We start from the raw sequence: 13,775 nt of genomic DNA, 5'->3' as shown, positions 1-13,775 counted from the left end.
GGGCCATAGGTCGGGACAGGGCGAGGCGCAAGCGATGCCCGCCGCCTCAGAGCGCGCCGCGCAACAGATGTAGCGCCACCGCCGCGATCAGCGCGCCGATCGCCGCCTCGAGAAGGGGCAGGGCGCGTGCCGCCACGCCGTCATCGGCGCTCAGCCGACCCAAGAGGCCCGTGCGCATGGTGACGGCGGCAATCGCCACCGCGATGGTCACGCTCGCCGTGCCAAGCGCCATGACGAAGGCGCCGATGATCCCCGCCATGTCGATGCCCATCCGCCATGTCAGGATCAGCAGGAAAAGCGCGCCGGTGCAGGGCCGGATCGCCACCGCCGCGATCAGCGCCAGCGCCTCTTTCACGCCGTGCACCCGTGCCGCCTCTTCTGCAGTGGGACCATGGCGATGCCCGCAACTCTGGCAGGTGCCATCCGGGGCCGGGATATGCCGATGCGCATCATGCCTCCGGCGCATGGCCCGGAACCGGCCGATCCCCCGCCAGATCAGCCAGAGCCCGACCGCGGCAATCGCGCCATAGCTTGCAGGCGCCATGATCCTGTCGGCCAGCCCCACCATCGCCTCGCGCGTCAGGTTCAGTGCCAGCACCCCCGCATAGACCAGCGCCACCGCGGTCACCGCCTGTGCAAGGCTCGCCGCCAGCGCCAGCCCCGAAAGCCGCAGCACCGGCACCCCGGTGCCCAGCCCATAGCCGCCGATCAGGAGCTTGCCATGTCCCGGCCCGGCGGCATGCAGAAAACCATAGGCGAAACACAGCCCCCAAAGCCCCAGAAGCGCGCCCGGCTCGCCCGCGCGCAGGCCCCGCAGATATCCCGCCATCGCGCCTTGCACCTCGCGCTGGCCCTCGGCGGCCCATCGCGCCACGTCCTGCGCGCCGCCCATGCCCCAAAGCCAGACCGCCAGCGCCAGCAGGGCCAGAGCCGTGCTCAGGACGACGGCGCGCATGTGATCTCCAGCGTGTCGGCGTAATGGATGCCGACCTCGACCTCTTCGAACAGCGTCTCGTTGGATGTGCCGCCAAGGCTCGCCACGATGGCGTCCGCCGCCTCGGTGTCGGCCGGCTCGATCCGGGCGCGGCAGCCATCCGGCAGCCCGCCCGCGGCCTTCAGGCTCAGCGCGGCGTAATAGGACGGATCATAAGGCCGCACCACCAGCCCTACTGGCTCGATCGGATCGAAGCTGCGCACATGGCGCGTGACGATCCGCGCCCCCTCCATCCCGGCCTGCAGCGCCCTTGGCGCGCCAAGCGCGATCTTGCGCTCGCCCTGGTAGAGAAACATCGCGCCCTCGAAGCCCTCGGGCCAATCGCTCAGATCGAACCCCAGAAGCGCCGCGCGCTCGGCCTCGGTCAGGATCATGTCGCCATCGGCGTCCAGCCCGCGATCCTCCAGCACCAGAAGCGAGAAGAAATCGTCATAGGCCCAGGTCACCTCGACCCCGGTCAGCCGCCCCTCGGCATCGGGCAGGAAGCGCAGCGTGACATCCACGAATACATGCGGATGCGCCCAGGCGGCAGGGGCGCAGAGCGTTGTCAGAAAAAGAACGATGGCACGCAACATACCCGATCTTTAAGACCCCGCCGCCCTTACGGCAAGCGGCGCCGCAGGGCTTGGGCGCAGCCTTGCCGATCGCGGATCAGCGCGGCTTGCGCGTCTCGGGGTGCAATGACTTTCCAAGGATGTGATCGCTGCCATGCAGCACATGCTGCGCCGTCGAGACCAGCAGCGGATCGGGCTGGCCCACCAGCTTCACGTTCTTGCCCGGATAGTCGATCGTGCTCAGGAAATGCCGCATGCAGGCCAGCCGCGCGCGCTTCTTGTCATTCGATTTGACCACCGTCCAGGGCGCATCGGCGGTGTCGGTGTAGAAGAACATCGCCTCCTTGGCTTCGGTGTAATCGTCCCATTTGCCAAGGCTCTGCTTGTCGATCGGGCTGAGCTTCCATTGCTTCAGGGGGTCCGTGGCGCGCGATTCGAACCGGCGCTTCTGCTCGTCCTGCGTGACCGAGAACCAGTATTTGTAAAGCCGGATGCCGGACCGCACCAGCATGCGTTCGAGCTCCGGCGCCTGCCGCATGAATTCCAGGTATTCCCACGGCTCGCAAAAGCCCATCACCCGTTCCACGCCGGCGCGGTTGTACCACGAGCGGTCATAGAACACCATTTCGCCCACCGTCGGCAGATGCTCGATATAGCGCTGAAAGAACCACTGGCCCTTTTCTTCCCAGGTCGGCTTGTTCAGCGCCACGACCCGCGCCTGCCTGGGGTTCAGGTGCTCGGTGAAGCGTTTGATCGCCCCGCCCTTGCCGGCGGCATCGCGCCCCTCGAACAGCAGCACGAACCGTGCGCCGGTCTCCTGTGCCCATAACTGCACCTTCAGCAATTCCGCCTGCAACTTCGCCTTCTGCGTCTCATAGCTGCGCCGGCCCATCTGGTCGCTGTAAGGGTAGTCGCCGGTTTCGAAGGCGTTGCGCGTCTCCGTCAGCGTGTCGATCGGCACTATGCCGGCGTCCCCGGCCGCGTCCGGGATCATCCCGGGGCTCGGCTGTACTGTGGTGCTGGCGGTTTTGGCTGTCGCTTTGACTGCTGCGGTGGCTGTGGCGCTCACGGGGATCTCCTTCACTATGATCCGTGAAAGCCTATCCGAATATGCGCCTGCGCGCCTTGATCCGCATCAAGCGCCGGGCGTGCCCGCAGCCGTGAAGGCCTCAATGCGTCCAGGTGGCGCGCCGGTTGGTCGCGAAATTCTCGCCATAGCCGCCGGGGCGGATATTGGGCTTGCGCTTGTGCGGCTCCAGAACCACAGCGTCGATGCCGTGCTCTCTGGCATAATCCAGCGCCGCCTCCTTGGTCGGAAACTTCAGCCTGACCTGCGCCTGGGTATCGCTGGAACTGGTCCAGCCCATCAGCGGATCCACCTCGCGCGGGGTTTCGGGAAAATATTCCAGAACCCAATGCTTGCTGCGGGCGGTCCCCGATTGCGTCGTGCTGCGCGACGGCTGATAGATGCGGGCGGACATTGGCGGCACTCCTGATCCGGCACTTGCGATAACGCGCTCGTTATTCCAAAAACGCGGGCCTTGGGCAAGGGATCAAATGCGCGCAGGCCCGTGTCCTCTGCCAGCGTCCTTTACCGGTCCCGGGGTTTCTTCTGGCCTCAAATATCCCGGGGGGACTCGCCGCCTCGCGGCGAGGGGGGGCCGCGCCCCCCTTGAACCTCGGCTCAAACAGGACAACTCTAGCTTCAGATCACAAAACGGATACCCGATGCCCTACGCCCATTCCGACAAGACCGAAGCCCTGCTGCATTCGCCCGCCCCCGATATCGCGGTGCGGGACAAGCTCGAAGGCGGGCGGCGCTTCGAGATGGTCACCGAATTCCAGCCCGCCGGCGATCAGCCCACCGCCATCGCTGAACTCAGCGCCGGGGTGCTGTCGGGCGAACGCAACCAGGTGCTTCTGGGCGCCACCGGCACCGGCAAGACCTACACCATGGCCAAGGTGATCGAGGAAACACAGCGCCCGGCCATCATCCTCGCCCCCAACAAGACGCTGGCAGCCCAGCTTTATGGCGAGTTCAAGGGCTTCTTTCCCAACAATGCCGTGGAATATTTCGTCAGCTATTACGACTATTACCAGCCCGAAGCCTATGTCGCGCGCTCGGACACCTATATCGAGAAGGAAAGCCAGATCAACGAACAGATCGACCGGATGCGCCACTCGGCCACCCGCGCGCTTCTCGAGCGTGACGATGTCATCATCGTGGCCTCGGTCTCGTGCATCTACGGCATCGGCTCGGTCGAGACCTATGGCGCGATGACCCAGGATCTGAAGGTCGGCACCGAGTATGACCAGCGCAAGGTGATGGCCGATCTGGTGGCCCAGCAATACCGCCGCAACGATGCGGGCTTTCAACGCGGCAGCTTCCGGGTGCGCGGTGACAGCCTCGAAATCTGGCCCGCCCACCTCGATGACCGCGCCTGGAAACTCAGCTTCTTCGGCGAAGAGCTTGAAGCGATCACCGAATTCGATCCGCTCACCGGCGAGAAGACCGACAGTTTCGAGCAGATCCGCGTCTATGCCAATTCGCATTACGTGACCCCCAAGCCCACGATGCAGCAGGCCATCATCGGCATCCGCAAGGAGCTGCGCCAGCGGCTCGATCAACTGGTCGCCGAAGGCAAGCTGCTCGAGGCGCAGCGCCTCGAACAGCGCACCAGCTTCGATCTCGAAATGCTCGAGGCCACCGGCGTCTGTAACGGGATCGAGAATTATTCGCGCTACCTCACCGGTCGCGCCCCCGGCGAGCCGCCGCCCACCCTGTTCGAATTCATCCCCGACAATGCGATCGTCTTCGCCGACGAATCCCACGTCTCGGTCCCGCAGATCGGCGGCATGTACAAGGGCGACTACCGGCGCAAGTTCACCCTGGCCGAACATGGCTTCCGGCTGCCCTCCTGCATGGACAACCGCCCCCTCAAGTTCGAGGAATGGGACGCCATGCGCCCGCAATCGGTGTTCGTCTCCGCCACCCCCGCGAAATGGGAGATCGAGCAGACCGGCGGCGTGTTCACCGAACAGGTGATCCGCCCCACCGGGCTTCTGGATCCGCAGATCGAGATCCGCCCCGTCGAGATGCAGGTCGACGATCTGCTGGACGAGGTGCGCCGCGTCTCGGCGGCGGGTTACCGGACCTTGTGCACGACCCTGACCAAGCGCATGGCCGAGGATCTGACCGAATATCTCCACGAACAGGGCATCCGCGTGCGCTACATGCATTCGGACATCGACACGATCGAACGGATCGAGATCCTGCGCGACCTGCGCCTTGGCGCCTTCGATGTGCTGATCGGCATCAACCTGCTGCGCGAGGGGCTCGATATCCCCGAATGCGGGCTCGTGGCCATTCTGGACGCCGACAAGGAAGGCTTCCTGCGCTCGGAAACCTCGCTGATCCAGACCATCGGCCGCGCTGCGCGCAATGCGGATGGCCGGGTGATCATGTATGCCGACCGGATCACCGGCTCGATGCAGCGCGCGCTCGATGAAACCGACCGCCGCCGCGCCAAGCAGATCGCCTATAACGAGGAACATGGCATCACCCCCGCCACCGTCCGCAAGAATGTCGAGGATATTCTGGCCGGTCTCTACAAGGGCGATGTGGATATGAACCGGGTGACGGCGACGGTCGACAAGCCGATGATCGGCTCGAACCTTCAGGCCCATCTCGACGGGCTGCGCGCCGAGATGCGCAAGGCCGCCGAGAATCTCGAATTCGAAGAGGCCGCCCGCCTGCGGGACGAGGTCAAGCGCCTCGAAGCGGTCGATCTGGCCATTCAGGACGATCCTCTGGCGCGCCAGCAGGCGGTCGAAAAGGCGTCGGAAGAGGCGACAAAGGCCAAGGGCCGCTCCACCGCAGGCCGACCGGGCCAGCGCGGCGGGAATGTCAAACGGCGAGGGCGGTGATCCGGCTTTAACTCGGTCTTAACCATGTTCGGACCATGCTGGCGGGTATGCAGAGCAGAAACTCACCCCTCTCGCCCGAAATCTGGCTCAGCGATCTCTTTGCCTCGAAGGCGGTCCAGCAAGGTGCTGTGATCCGGCGCAAGGCGCGGGATGTGGAACGCTTCGCCGGAATGGATGCCTTCCTGCGCGAGATCGATCGGCGCGGCTATCAGGTTGTCGAAAACTCGGGTCAATTGGTGATCTTCTGCAACCGGGCGCCCCTTCGCTGGCTGACCCCGCCCCCGATTTCTTCAAAAGAAATCGGGCAGAAATCTTTCAAAGATTTCGCCCGCCCTGACGCCCCCTGACGCCGCAAATCCCCTGTAAATCCTTGGCCAAACCGCATAGGTTGGCCCCATGGCGCGTTACCTGATCCTTGCCGGCTTGGTTTTGATCGTCATCGGCCTGCTTTGGGGGCCGCTGTCGCGTCTCGGTCTGGGCCGGCTTCCCGGCGATATCGTCATCGAGCGCGGCAGCCTGCGGCTCTACATCCCCGTGACCAGCGCGATAATCGTCTCGGTCGTGCTGTCCGCGCTGATCGCGCTGGTCCGGATGCTGTTGGGCCGCTGATCCGTCAGAAGTCGAACAGCTCTTCCAGAAACCCGCCGCGCTTCTTGCGTTTGTACTCCTGCGGTTCGGGCGCATAGCCGCGATCCCGGCCGCCGCCCGACCCGCCGCCGCGCGGCGCGGATTGCTCGATGATCTTGTCCAGTTCCCCCCGATCCAGCCACACACCGCGGCATTTCGGGCAATAATCGATCTCGACCCCCGCACGGTCGGTCATCACAAGCTGTTCTCCATCGATCGGGCATTGCATCGCGTCATCTCCTCAGTGAACTTTTGACACGTGGGATGTGGTGTCGGCCATGCCCTCTCTCAAGAGGCGATCAGTCGCCTGTGACCGAAAGGCCCAGCACCCGCCAGCTCTGCATCCCGCCGCGATAATAGAAAATCCGGTCCGCGGGATATCCCGCCGCGATCATGTTGCGGATCGCCGAGGGGCTTTGCCCGCACCACAAGCCGTTGCAGAACAGCGCCACGCGGCGCGCGTCGCCACAATCCCAGCCGTCGAAATCGATGGCGCAGCCCAACTCCCCCAGCATGTCCACCACCTGGGTATAGGGGATGTTGACCGCACCGGGGATGGTGCCGCCCTGGAACCAATCGGGCGTGCGGCTGTCGATCACGATGGCTTCGGGATCGGCCAGCATGTCCAGCAGTTCCAATTCCCCGATCGTGGTCACACCCGGCGCGGGCGTCATCGGCTGGATGCAGAAGGGCGGGCAGGGCCGCGAGGTGCGCGCCCATTCGCCGGTGATCTCGTGGGCGGGGTCCTGAATGCGGTCGATGACCATCGGCCCGCTTGGCGTCTCGATGGTGATCGCGGGAATATCCGGACGGATATTGACCGCGTCCTGTGCCAGCGCCGGCAGACCCGCCAGCCCCAGAAGTCCAAGGCATATCGCATGTAATGTTGATCGCATGACATTCTCTCCGTTTTTCAAATCGCACGGGTGTCGGAAAATCATACCGACCCGACCAGTCCCGTGATCCCCAGCCCCATCAGTATCAGCCCACTGCCGATCGCGGCGGCTCGGCCCCAGTTCCGTTCGGCCCGCCGTCCCGCCACAAGCCCCACCCAGGCAAAACTGACCGAGCAGGTGACGATTGTGCCCGACAGCGCCAGCGGCGGCACACCGCTCAGGCCCATGCTGACGCCGACCAGCAGATTGTCCGCGGACAAACCCGCCGCCAGCGCCATCAGCGCCCCCCATCCGGTCAGGCTATGTGCCAGCCGGTCACGATCCGGACGGTCGCGCTGCACGATCCCGACGGTCGCCGCGCCAAGCCCGATCAGACAGGCCGGACCCAGCCAAGCTGCATGATCCGCGATCATCCCCGCCAGATGCCGGCCCATCCACGCGCCCGCCAAGGGCACCCCGAACTCGAACAGGGCGAACACCGTCAGGATGCGCGGCCAAACCGCCTTGGGCGCCACCGACCCCAGCGCCAGCGAAACCGTCAGATTGTTCGCGGCAATCGCCACGCCGACCAGAATCAACTGCGGAAGCAGACCGGACATGATGACCGCCGCACTTGTGGCGCACGGACCTTAGCGGATCACATGCACCGCGCAATTGGCGTGGCGCACCACCTGAGTCGCCGTGCTGCCCAGCAAAAGGTTCGACATTCCGGGCCGGTGGCTGGCGATCACGATGCAATCGACGCCCTCCTTTTCGGCGTGATCCACGATCGTGCGCCCCGAATGGCCGGTGATCACCTCCGAGGCGCCGTTCTCCAGCCCCTCTGCCATCTCGCGCAGCTCGGCCTCGATCGCCTGTCGGCTTTCCACAAGGTAATTCTCGGGCACATAGGTGATCGCATAGCCCGGAATATCCTCCATCACGTGGATCAAGGTGATCTTGCCCTCCTTGCCCGCCAGCGTGCGGGCCACGTCGATCGCGCCCGCCGCGTCACGATCCTCATCAAACGAAATCGGCACCAGAATGTTCTTGTACATGGACTCCTCCTGCTTTCGGTTCGGTCCCACTCTGTCAGTCTTGCGCGTGCCCGACATTGACACAGGTCAGCCCGCGCGCATCAGCGCGCGCCCGATTGCCCGGCGGCCTCTTCCATCTGTCGCGCGATCTGCGACACCCATTCCCCGATGATCGGCAGGAATTCCACCTGCGACAGCGACCACGCCACCGCCGACAACAGCACCGACGCGCCCAGCACCGTGCCAAGCCCAAAGACCAGCCCGCGCGCGAAATTGAAGGCCAAGAGCCGCGGGATGGAATTGTGGATGCGCACGAAGCGATGCGCGTTCAACTGGTGGACCTCATCGCGCAGCGCGCGCACCTCCTGCGCCATCTCCGCCGCGTCGTCCTGGGCGCGGTCCTGACCTTGATCGCGGTCCCTCACCCGAATGTCGCCGCCACGTCATACATCACCGGCTCGAAGCTGCGGCACAATTCGTTGATCCGCCGGTTGCGGCGGCGCATCTCGTCGCTGCGCAGCATGGCCAGGAAATCCTCGCGGCGCTCCCATTGCGAATAATTGGCGATCCGGGTCTGCGCATCGTTCACATGCAGCCCCGCCGCGATGAAGCCCTTCTGCTTCGAGATGAACTGCTCATAGGCTTCGGTCAATTCATCCAGCAGATCCTGACAGGTGCCCGGCGACATCTCGAAGGTGGTGATCACCGTCTGGCAGTCTGCGCTCTGTTCGATCTTCGGCATGGCGTGCCTCCGTCTGGTCCCTCATCCTACCATGCCGCGCGCCGGGGGCAAATTCTTTCCCCGATCCCCTCGCGTTAACCCATCGTTTACCAAGATGAACGATGCTCGCCGCCGGAGGTCCGGCGATGCGGATGCTGGTGGTGGCAAATCTTGTGCTTTGGCTGGCTGTTCAGTGTCAGGCCGGTCCCTGGCCGCGCGCCGAGGGCGAAACCTTCCTGTCGGTCTCGCTCGAGGCGCCGCTTGTGCAGGGCGACGGTCTTTTCACCCTCTATGGCGAACACGGCCTGAATGACCGCCTGACCCTCGGTCTCGACATGGGCGCCACCCGGCAGAAGATGCAAAAAACCGTCGTGTTCGCGCGGCTGCCCTTCGGGCAGGCACCGGGGGGCATGCGGCTCGCGTTCGAACTGGGTGTGGGCATCCTGCGCGATCAGCCGGTCATCCGGCCCGGCCTGTCCTTCGGGCGTGGCTTCAGCCTGTCGGGACGGCCCGGCTGGATCACGCTCGATACCCGCGCGGTGATCTTTCAGGATGTGCTGCACGGGGATTACGACGCCGATTTCGAAACCGACGTCACCCTCGGGATCGAGACATGGCGCAAGACCCGCGCGATCGTCCAGCTGCGGGCAGGCGTTCCCGCCTATGGCGACGAATATCTCAAAATCGCGCCATCCTGGGTGATCCCCGCCGCCCCCGGCCGCCACCTCGAAATCGGGGTGACGGCGGGGCTTGTGGGCAGCTCTGCCATCGCGGCGAAAATCGCGCTATGGCACAGCTTCTGACGCGGCTCAGAACGGATCGTCGATCCGCACCGTCACCATCGCCGTGCCTTGCACCGGGGTTTCCCATCTCAGGGTCACCTGATCGCTGTTCGGCCCCTGCTTGGCCTGATAATAGGGCGCTCCGTAATAGATCGACCCGTCCGCCCGGCGCAGCGGTCCTGCGGCGGTCACCGCCTCGACCACCTGCGCCCAGGCGTTGAACGGCAGCTTGGCATCCGCCGCCACCACCCAGGCCTGCGACGCGCTGGCTTCGGTATGTTCGAGCGTCACCGGGCTGGCCGAGGGGCTGTTCACATTGTTGAACATGTTGTCGCGGAACGTGACATTGGCGAAGCGGTTGTAATCCAGACTGGCAAAGCTCGTGTCCACGCTTTCCACCCGGTCCACCGGTGTGCCGATGATGCGGAAGGAATTGCCCGTCACCGTCAGCCCGTTCAGGAAATGCCCCGCGCCATAGGGCTTGATGACAAGATAGCTGAACCACGGCGGCACCTGGCTGGCAAGAAAGGTGTTGCCGCTGACGGTCAGCTGGCTGAACGAGAATTCGGATGAGAATTCCGGCGCCTGATCGTGTTCATTACCCCATTCGATAAAGCTGTTGTCCACATAGTTGCCGGTCACCGTGCCGCGATTGTTGGTCCGCGTCAGCACCAGCCCCGCCAACCTTGGGGAGTTCTGCAGCGTGTCGCCCTGGAACCAGTGATTGCCAAGGATGATGCTGCTCGATCCGCCGATCACCGCGAAATGCCGGAAATGCACCGCGCGGTTGTTGCGCAGTTTCACGTCATTGGCGTTGGTGTTCAGCCCGATGGACTGCCGCTCGAGCGACGCAAGCGGGCTTTCGTTCGACAGGAACTGGCACCGGTCGATCAACATGCCCTGACAGCCCTCGCCATGGCTCGAGATGCCGCGATCCTTGGGCCGGGTGATGAAGCAATCGCGCAACGCAAAGCCGCTGCCCTGCGGCGGCAACAGGATGGCGCTGCATTCGCCGCTGCACTGAAACTCGATATCCGACAGGGTCATGCGCCCCAGATCGTCGAAGCCGCTGAAATCGAGGATGTATTTGAACCGCCGGAAGGTGAACACCTGCACGCCGTCCGCATCGTAAAGCGGCGCGCTGATCTCAAGGGTCTGCGCCGCGATGTTGCGCGCCCGCACATAGACTTCGCGCCCCACGCCATTGCCCTCGATCAACGCGCCCACGGGGATGCTGGCCACGTTCTGCACATTCGTCAGCCGCTTGGGATCGGCTGGCGCATAGCGTGCCTGCGAGGTGACGACCTCGGTATCCCATGCCGGGCCGGAAAAAACCGAGAACTGGCCGTTCCGGATCACCCGCCGCTGATTGAAGAAGGTCCGGTTGGCCACCGCCGCCTGCATGTCGATCGGCGCGCGGATGCCCAGAAGCCGCCCGCCCAGATCAAGCGACTCGTGCCCGGCATTGTTCAAAAGCGCCTGAAACGCCTTCTTGAAGGCCAGTTCCTCATCATCGCCGAAGGCGTCGATATAGCTGGGCAGATCGAAATTCTTGGTCAGGGCCAGGATCTTGTCATCTGGCATCTCGACCCGGCCCTCGAACTGGACGCGGGATTGAAAGGTCACGCTCTCGGCCAGTCGGTAAATGCCCGCAGGCACCAGCACCTCGCGGCCCCGTGCGTCTGCGTCGGCGGCCTCGAAGGCGGCGCTGTCATCGCTCGTCCCGTCGCCCACCGCACCGTAATCGCGCACATCCACAACGCTCAGCATGTCGCGCAGAAAGACGCTGGTGACATCCTCGATCTCGATATCGTCGATCCGCACGATCCCGCCATTCGGCCCGGTCAGATCCAGCCCGATATGCGCATAAAGCGCTGATCGGCCCCAGACCAGATCCACACCCGTCCGGCTGCCGGGGCCGATGATGGCGCTGATCTCGACCACTTCGCCATAGGCCGTAAGGCTCACTTGCGGGCCGGTCTGGGGCAGGCCGGGCAGCGGGACGCCGCCCGCGCCGCCGGGCCATGCCGCGATGCGCACGCCGGGCAGGGCACCGCCCAGGGCCTTCACCCGCGCGCGCACCTGCAGATAACAGCCCGGCAGCAGCGGCGTTTCCCCCATATAGCGCAGCTTTTGCACGTTCTCGGCCTTCACCAGCTCCAGCGCGCCGCCGAAATCCTGATCCGCCGGCACGAAAGCCGCCGTCGCGCTTTCCGCATAAGAGGGCGAGCCGGGTGTCCCGTCGCCGCTTGACCACATTTCGAGCCCCGCCTCGAAGGCGGGCGGCATGAAGACGACCCCGTCGGTGATTGCCTTGTTCATCCAGATCCCTTTCCGCATCCGGGCCGCCTCTGCCCGCGATGTCCCATGTTGTTCCGCTTGCCCCCTGCGCCGCATGGCGCCGGATCACCGGGGCGGGAATATCAAACAAATGGTTAACGACCCCCGACAGCACCGTGACGGTGGGGGCGCGACCTCTCGGGCGCAGGAACAAGCAATGGGGAGGAGACAGGCCGCGCAGACGCCGCGCGCCGCCCGGCCCGGTCGGTCTGCGTCAGCCGATCTGCGTCAGTCGGTCTGCGTCAGCCGGTCTGCGTCAGTCGGTCTGCGTCAGCCGGTCGGCTTTCTTGCGCACCAGCACCGTGCGCAGATCGTGCATCGCCAGCAGCAGCGCATCGGTCACCTCGTCGAGCTGTTCATCGCTGGCGCGCGCCTGCACCCAATGGGTCGTCATGTTCAGGTAATCGACCGCCCGGTGAATGTCGTCGATATCGCGCCGCGCCAGAAGTGCGGTGCGCTCTTCCATCCAGCTGCGGATCACCTCCAGATCATCCTCGCTCAGGTCCCGCTCCCCATGGGGCTTGATCTGACCGTTGCGTATGTTGATGACCGCGATCTGGTCCATCTCGATCCGTCTTTGACGGTTCTCTGTATCCACACGGAAAACAAATGCTCCGTTCTCGCGGACCCTGAAATAATATTCCGGGAGGTTCCCCGCCATGCCGTCCTCTATGTCATTGCGGCGCAAAACCGCTGAATACGCGTGCAGGCCTCTTTCAGCGCCGCATCCGACGTAGCGTAGCTGACCCGGAACGCCGGAGAAAGCCCGAAAGCAGCCCCGAACACCACCGCAACCCCGGTTTCCTCCAGCAGCGCCGTGGCAAAGGCCTCGTCGCTGTCGATCCGCGTACCACCTTCGCTGGTGCGCCCGATCAGCCCGGCAATGGACGGATAGACATAGAACGCCCCCTCCGGCACCGGGCAGGTCACGCCCTCGATGGCATTGAGCATCTCGACCACCAGATCGCGCCGCCGCACGAACACCTTGTTGTTCTCCGCGATGAAATCCTGCGGCCCGTTCAGCGCCTCGATGGCCGCCCACTGGCTGATCGTGCAGGGGTTCGAGGTGCTCTGCGACTGGATCTTGCGCATGCCCCCGATCAACACCTCCGGCCCCGCCGCATAGCCGATCCGCCAGCCCGTCATCGCATAGGCCTTGCTCACGCCGTTGCAGGTCAGCGTCCGGTCATACAGCCCCGGCTCCACCTGCGCAGGCGTGCAGAACTTGAAATCGTCATAGGCCAGATGCTCGTACATGTCGTCGGTCATCACCCAGACATGCGGATGCCGCATCAGCACGTCGGTCAGCGCCTTCAGCTCGTCCCAGGTATAGCCCGCACCCGTCGGGTTCGACGGCGAATTGAAGATGAACCAGCGTGTGCGCGGCGTGATCGCCGCCTCCAGCGCCTCGGCACTCAGCTTGAACCCGGTCTCGATCCCCGCCGGCACCACCACCGGCTCTCCGCCCGCCAGCAACACCATGTCGGGGTAACTCACCCAATAGGGCGCGGGGATGATGACCTCGTCGCCCGGATTGAGCGTCGCCATCAGCGCATTGTAAAGGATCTGCTTGCCGCCCGTGCCCACGCTGACCTGCGCCGGGACATAGTCCAGCCCGTTGTCGCGCTTGAACTTGGCGCAGATCGCCTCCTTCAGCTCGGGGATGCCATCGGGCGGCGTATAGCGTGTCTTGCCCTCCTCGATGGCGCGGATGCCCGCCGCGCGGATATTCTCGGGCGTGTCGAAATCCGGCTCGCCCGCGCCCAGCCCGATCACGTCATGCCCCGCACGGCGCATTTCGGCGGCCTTTGTGGTCACCGCGATGGTCGGAGACGGTTTGACGCGCGATAGTGTCGCGGAAAGGGGGTTCATGGCGGGCTCCGATTTGTATAGCGATGGCGCATGTCTTAGGTTCTGT

General features: G+C 64.6%; 17 protein-coding genes. 4 read left to right on the top strand and 13 right to left on the bottom strand.

The genetic code is table 11. The features are described from left to right. Nucleotides 1–46: 46 nt before the first annotated feature. The 4 genes from F3H35_RS09095 to F3H35_RS09080 form a co-directional block, all read right to left on the bottom strand. Nucleotides 47–955: a nickel/cobalt transporter gene (locus F3H35_RS09095; RefSeq protein ID WP_149779306.1), complete on the bottom strand. Its 909-nt coding sequence runs from the start codon at nucleotides 953–955 to the stop codon at nucleotides 47–49. After that, the gene (locus F3H35_RS09090) at nucleotides 937–1,569 is read right to left on the bottom strand and encodes a DUF1007 family protein (RefSeq protein ID WP_149779305.1); all 633 of its coding nucleotides are present in this window, start codon (nucleotides 1,567–1,569) and stop codon (nucleotides 937–939) included. Before F3H35_RS09090 ends, F3H35_RS09095 begins: the two co-directional genes overlap by 19 nt. Before the next feature lie 76 nt (nucleotides 1,570–1,645). Further along, entirely contained in the window at nucleotides 1,646–2,542 is an 897-nt protein-coding gene (gene ppk2, locus F3H35_RS09085) for a polyphosphate kinase 2 (protein WP_149779581.1), read from the bottom strand. A gap of 175 nt (nucleotides 2,543–2,717) precedes the next feature. Next, on the bottom strand, nucleotides 2,718–3,029 hold the full coding sequence (locus F3H35_RS09080) for an ETC complex I subunit (protein WP_149779304.1): 312 nt from the start codon (nucleotides 3,027–3,029) through the stop codon (nucleotides 2,718–2,720). 247 nt (nucleotides 3,030–3,276) lie between these two features. On the opposite strand from F3H35_RS09080, the gene uvrB reads away from it, so the two are divergent. The 3 genes from uvrB (at nucleotide 3,277) to F3H35_RS09065 (ending at nucleotide 6,084) form a co-directional block, all read left to right on the top strand. Continuing rightward, nucleotides 3,277–5,475, top strand: coding sequence for an excinuclease ABC subunit UvrB (uvrB, locus tag F3H35_RS09075; protein WP_149779303.1), 2,199 nt, complete (start codon nucleotides 3,277–3,279; stop codon nucleotides 5,473–5,475). Between the two features lie 128 nt (nucleotides 5,476–5,603). Continuing rightward, nucleotides 5,604–5,822, top strand: a complete 219-nt coding sequence (locus F3H35_RS09070; protein ID WP_317510554.1) for an aspartate aminotransferase — start codon at nucleotides 5,604–5,606, stop codon at nucleotides 5,820–5,822. 49 nt (nucleotides 5,823–5,871) lie between these two features. Next, complete coding sequence (locus tag F3H35_RS09065; RefSeq protein ID WP_149779301.1) at nucleotides 5,872–6,084, top strand: DUF2905 domain-containing protein; 213 nt, start codon at nucleotides 5,872–5,874, stop codon at nucleotides 6,082–6,084. Between the two features lie 4 nt (nucleotides 6,085–6,088). Here F3H35_RS09065 and F3H35_RS09060 read toward each other — a convergent pair whose 3' ends face one another. From F3H35_RS09060 to F3H35_RS09035, 6 genes are all read right to left on the bottom strand, one after another. Further along, on the bottom strand, nucleotides 6,089–6,331 hold the full coding sequence (locus F3H35_RS09060) for a TFIIB-type zinc ribbon-containing protein (RefSeq protein WP_149779300.1): 243 nt from the start codon (nucleotides 6,329–6,331) through the stop codon (nucleotides 6,089–6,091). A gap of 70 nt (nucleotides 6,332–6,401) precedes the next feature. Further along, entirely contained in the window at nucleotides 6,402–6,998 is a 597-nt protein-coding gene (locus tag F3H35_RS09055; RefSeq protein ID WP_149779299.1) for a rhodanese-like domain-containing protein, read from the bottom strand. 41 nt (nucleotides 6,999–7,039) lie between these two features. Next, complete coding sequence (locus tag F3H35_RS09050; protein ID WP_149779298.1) at nucleotides 7,040–7,597, bottom strand: manganese efflux pump MntP; 558 nt, start codon at nucleotides 7,595–7,597, stop codon at nucleotides 7,040–7,042. A 30-nt stretch (nucleotides 7,598–7,627) separates the two neighbouring features. Next, a complete protein-coding gene (locus F3H35_RS09045) occupies nucleotides 7,628–8,035 on the bottom strand; it encodes a universal stress protein (protein WP_149779297.1) in 408 nt (135 codons plus the stop codon). Nucleotides 8,036–8,115: 80 nt separating this feature from the next. Next, nucleotides 8,116–8,439: a DUF5665 domain-containing protein gene (locus tag F3H35_RS09040; protein WP_149779296.1), complete on the bottom strand. Its 324-nt coding sequence runs from the start codon at nucleotides 8,437–8,439 to the stop codon at nucleotides 8,116–8,118. Beyond that, nucleotides 8,436–8,756: an antibiotic biosynthesis monooxygenase family protein gene (locus tag F3H35_RS09035; RefSeq protein ID WP_149779295.1), complete on the bottom strand. Its 321-nt coding sequence runs from the start codon at nucleotides 8,754–8,756 to the stop codon at nucleotides 8,436–8,438. The genes F3H35_RS09040 and F3H35_RS09035 overlap by 4 nt, the downstream gene beginning before the upstream one ends. A 101-nt stretch (nucleotides 8,757–8,857) precedes the next feature. On the opposite strand from F3H35_RS09035, the gene F3H35_RS09030 reads away from it, so the two are divergent. Beyond that, complete coding sequence (locus F3H35_RS09030) at nucleotides 8,858–9,538, top strand: hypothetical protein (RefSeq protein ID WP_149779294.1); 681 nt, start codon at nucleotides 8,858–8,860, stop codon at nucleotides 9,536–9,538. A gap of 6 nt (nucleotides 9,539–9,544) precedes the next feature. On the opposite strand, the gene F3H35_RS09025 is transcribed toward F3H35_RS09030, so the two are convergent. The 3 genes from F3H35_RS09025 to F3H35_RS09015 all read right to left on the bottom strand — a co-directional run bounded on the left by F3H35_RS09025 (nucleotide 9,545) and on the right by F3H35_RS09015 (nucleotide 13,729). Next, nucleotides 9,545–11,839, bottom strand: coding sequence for a glycosyl hydrolase family 28-related protein (locus tag F3H35_RS09025; protein WP_149779293.1), 2,295 nt, complete (start codon nucleotides 11,837–11,839; stop codon nucleotides 9,545–9,547). 274 nt (nucleotides 11,840–12,113) lie between these two features. Continuing rightward, nucleotides 12,114–12,518 carry a hypothetical protein gene (locus F3H35_RS09020; protein ID WP_149779292.1) on the bottom strand — a complete coding sequence of 135 codons (405 nt, stop codon included), beginning with the start codon at nucleotides 12,516–12,518 and terminating at the stop codon, nucleotides 12,114–12,116. Nucleotides 12,519–12,526: 8 nt separating this feature from the next. Further along, a complete protein-coding gene (locus F3H35_RS09015; protein WP_149779291.1) occupies nucleotides 12,527–13,729 on the bottom strand; it encodes a pyridoxal phosphate-dependent aminotransferase in 1,203 nt (400 codons plus the stop codon). Between the last annotated feature and the right edge of the window lie 46 nt (nucleotides 13,730–13,775).

Source organism: Roseovarius litoreus, assembly GCF_900142765.1.
Lineage (GTDB): Bacteria > Pseudomonadota > Alphaproteobacteria > Rhodobacterales > Rhodobacteraceae > Roseovarius > Roseovarius litoreus.
The sequence above is the reverse complement of the archived record's forward strand: the minus strand, read 5'-3'. Positions and strand labels throughout refer to the sequence as shown.

What these genes read in the sequence shown, in the direction of transcription:
- F3H35_RS09050 (WP_149779298.1), bottom strand. Translation starts at nt 7,597, where the DNA reads ATGTCCGGTCTGCTTCCGCAGTTGATTCTGGTCGGCGTGGCGATTGCC.
- uvrB (WP_149779303.1), top strand. Translation starts at nt 3,277, where the DNA reads ATGCCCTACGCCCATTCCGACAAGACCGAAGCCCTGCTGCATTCGCCC.
- F3H35_RS09030 (WP_149779294.1), top strand. Translation starts at nt 8,858, where the DNA reads ATGCTCGCCGCCGGAGGTCCGGCGATGCGGATGCTGGTGGTGGCAAAT.
- ppk2 (WP_149779581.1), bottom strand. Translation starts at nt 2,542, where the DNA reads ATGATCCCGGACGCGGCCGGGGACGCCGGCATAGTGCCGATCGACACG.
- F3H35_RS09035 (WP_149779295.1), bottom strand. Translation starts at nt 8,756, where the DNA reads ATGCCGAAGATCGAACAGAGCGCAGACTGCCAGACGGTGATCACCACC.
- F3H35_RS09065 (WP_149779301.1), top strand. Translation starts at nt 5,872, where the DNA reads ATGGCGCGTTACCTGATCCTTGCCGGCTTGGTTTTGATCGTCATCGGC.
- F3H35_RS09055 (WP_149779299.1), bottom strand. Translation starts at nt 6,998, where the DNA reads ATGCGATCAACATTACATGCGATATGCCTTGGACTTCTGGGGCTGGCG.
- F3H35_RS09020 (WP_149779292.1), bottom strand. Translation starts at nt 12,518, where the DNA reads ATGGCGGGGAACCTCCCGGAATATTATTTCAGGGTCCGCGAGAACGGA.
- F3H35_RS09090 (WP_149779305.1), bottom strand. Translation starts at nt 1,569, where the DNA reads ATGTTGCGTGCCATCGTTCTTTTTCTGACAACGCTCTGCGCCCCTGCC.
- F3H35_RS09045 (WP_149779297.1), bottom strand. Translation starts at nt 8,035, where the DNA reads ATGTACAAGAACATTCTGGTGCCGATTTCGTTTGATGAGGATCGTGAC.
- F3H35_RS09015 (WP_149779291.1), bottom strand. Translation starts at nt 13,729, where the DNA reads ATGAACCCCCTTTCCGCGACACTATCGCGCGTCAAACCGTCTCCGACC.
- F3H35_RS09080 (WP_149779304.1), bottom strand. Translation starts at nt 3,029, where the DNA reads ATGTCCGCCCGCATCTATCAGCCGTCGCGCAGCACGACGCAATCGGGG.
- F3H35_RS09025 (WP_149779293.1), bottom strand. Translation starts at nt 11,839, where the DNA reads ATGAACAAGGCAATCACCGACGGGGTCGTCTTCATGCCGCCCGCCTTC.
- F3H35_RS09095 (WP_149779306.1), bottom strand. Translation starts at nt 955, where the DNA reads ATGCGCGCCGTCGTCCTGAGCACGGCTCTGGCCCTGCTGGCGCTGGCG.
- F3H35_RS09060 (WP_149779300.1), bottom strand. Translation starts at nt 6,331, where the DNA reads ATGCAATGCCCGATCGATGGAGAACAGCTTGTGATGACCGACCGTGCG.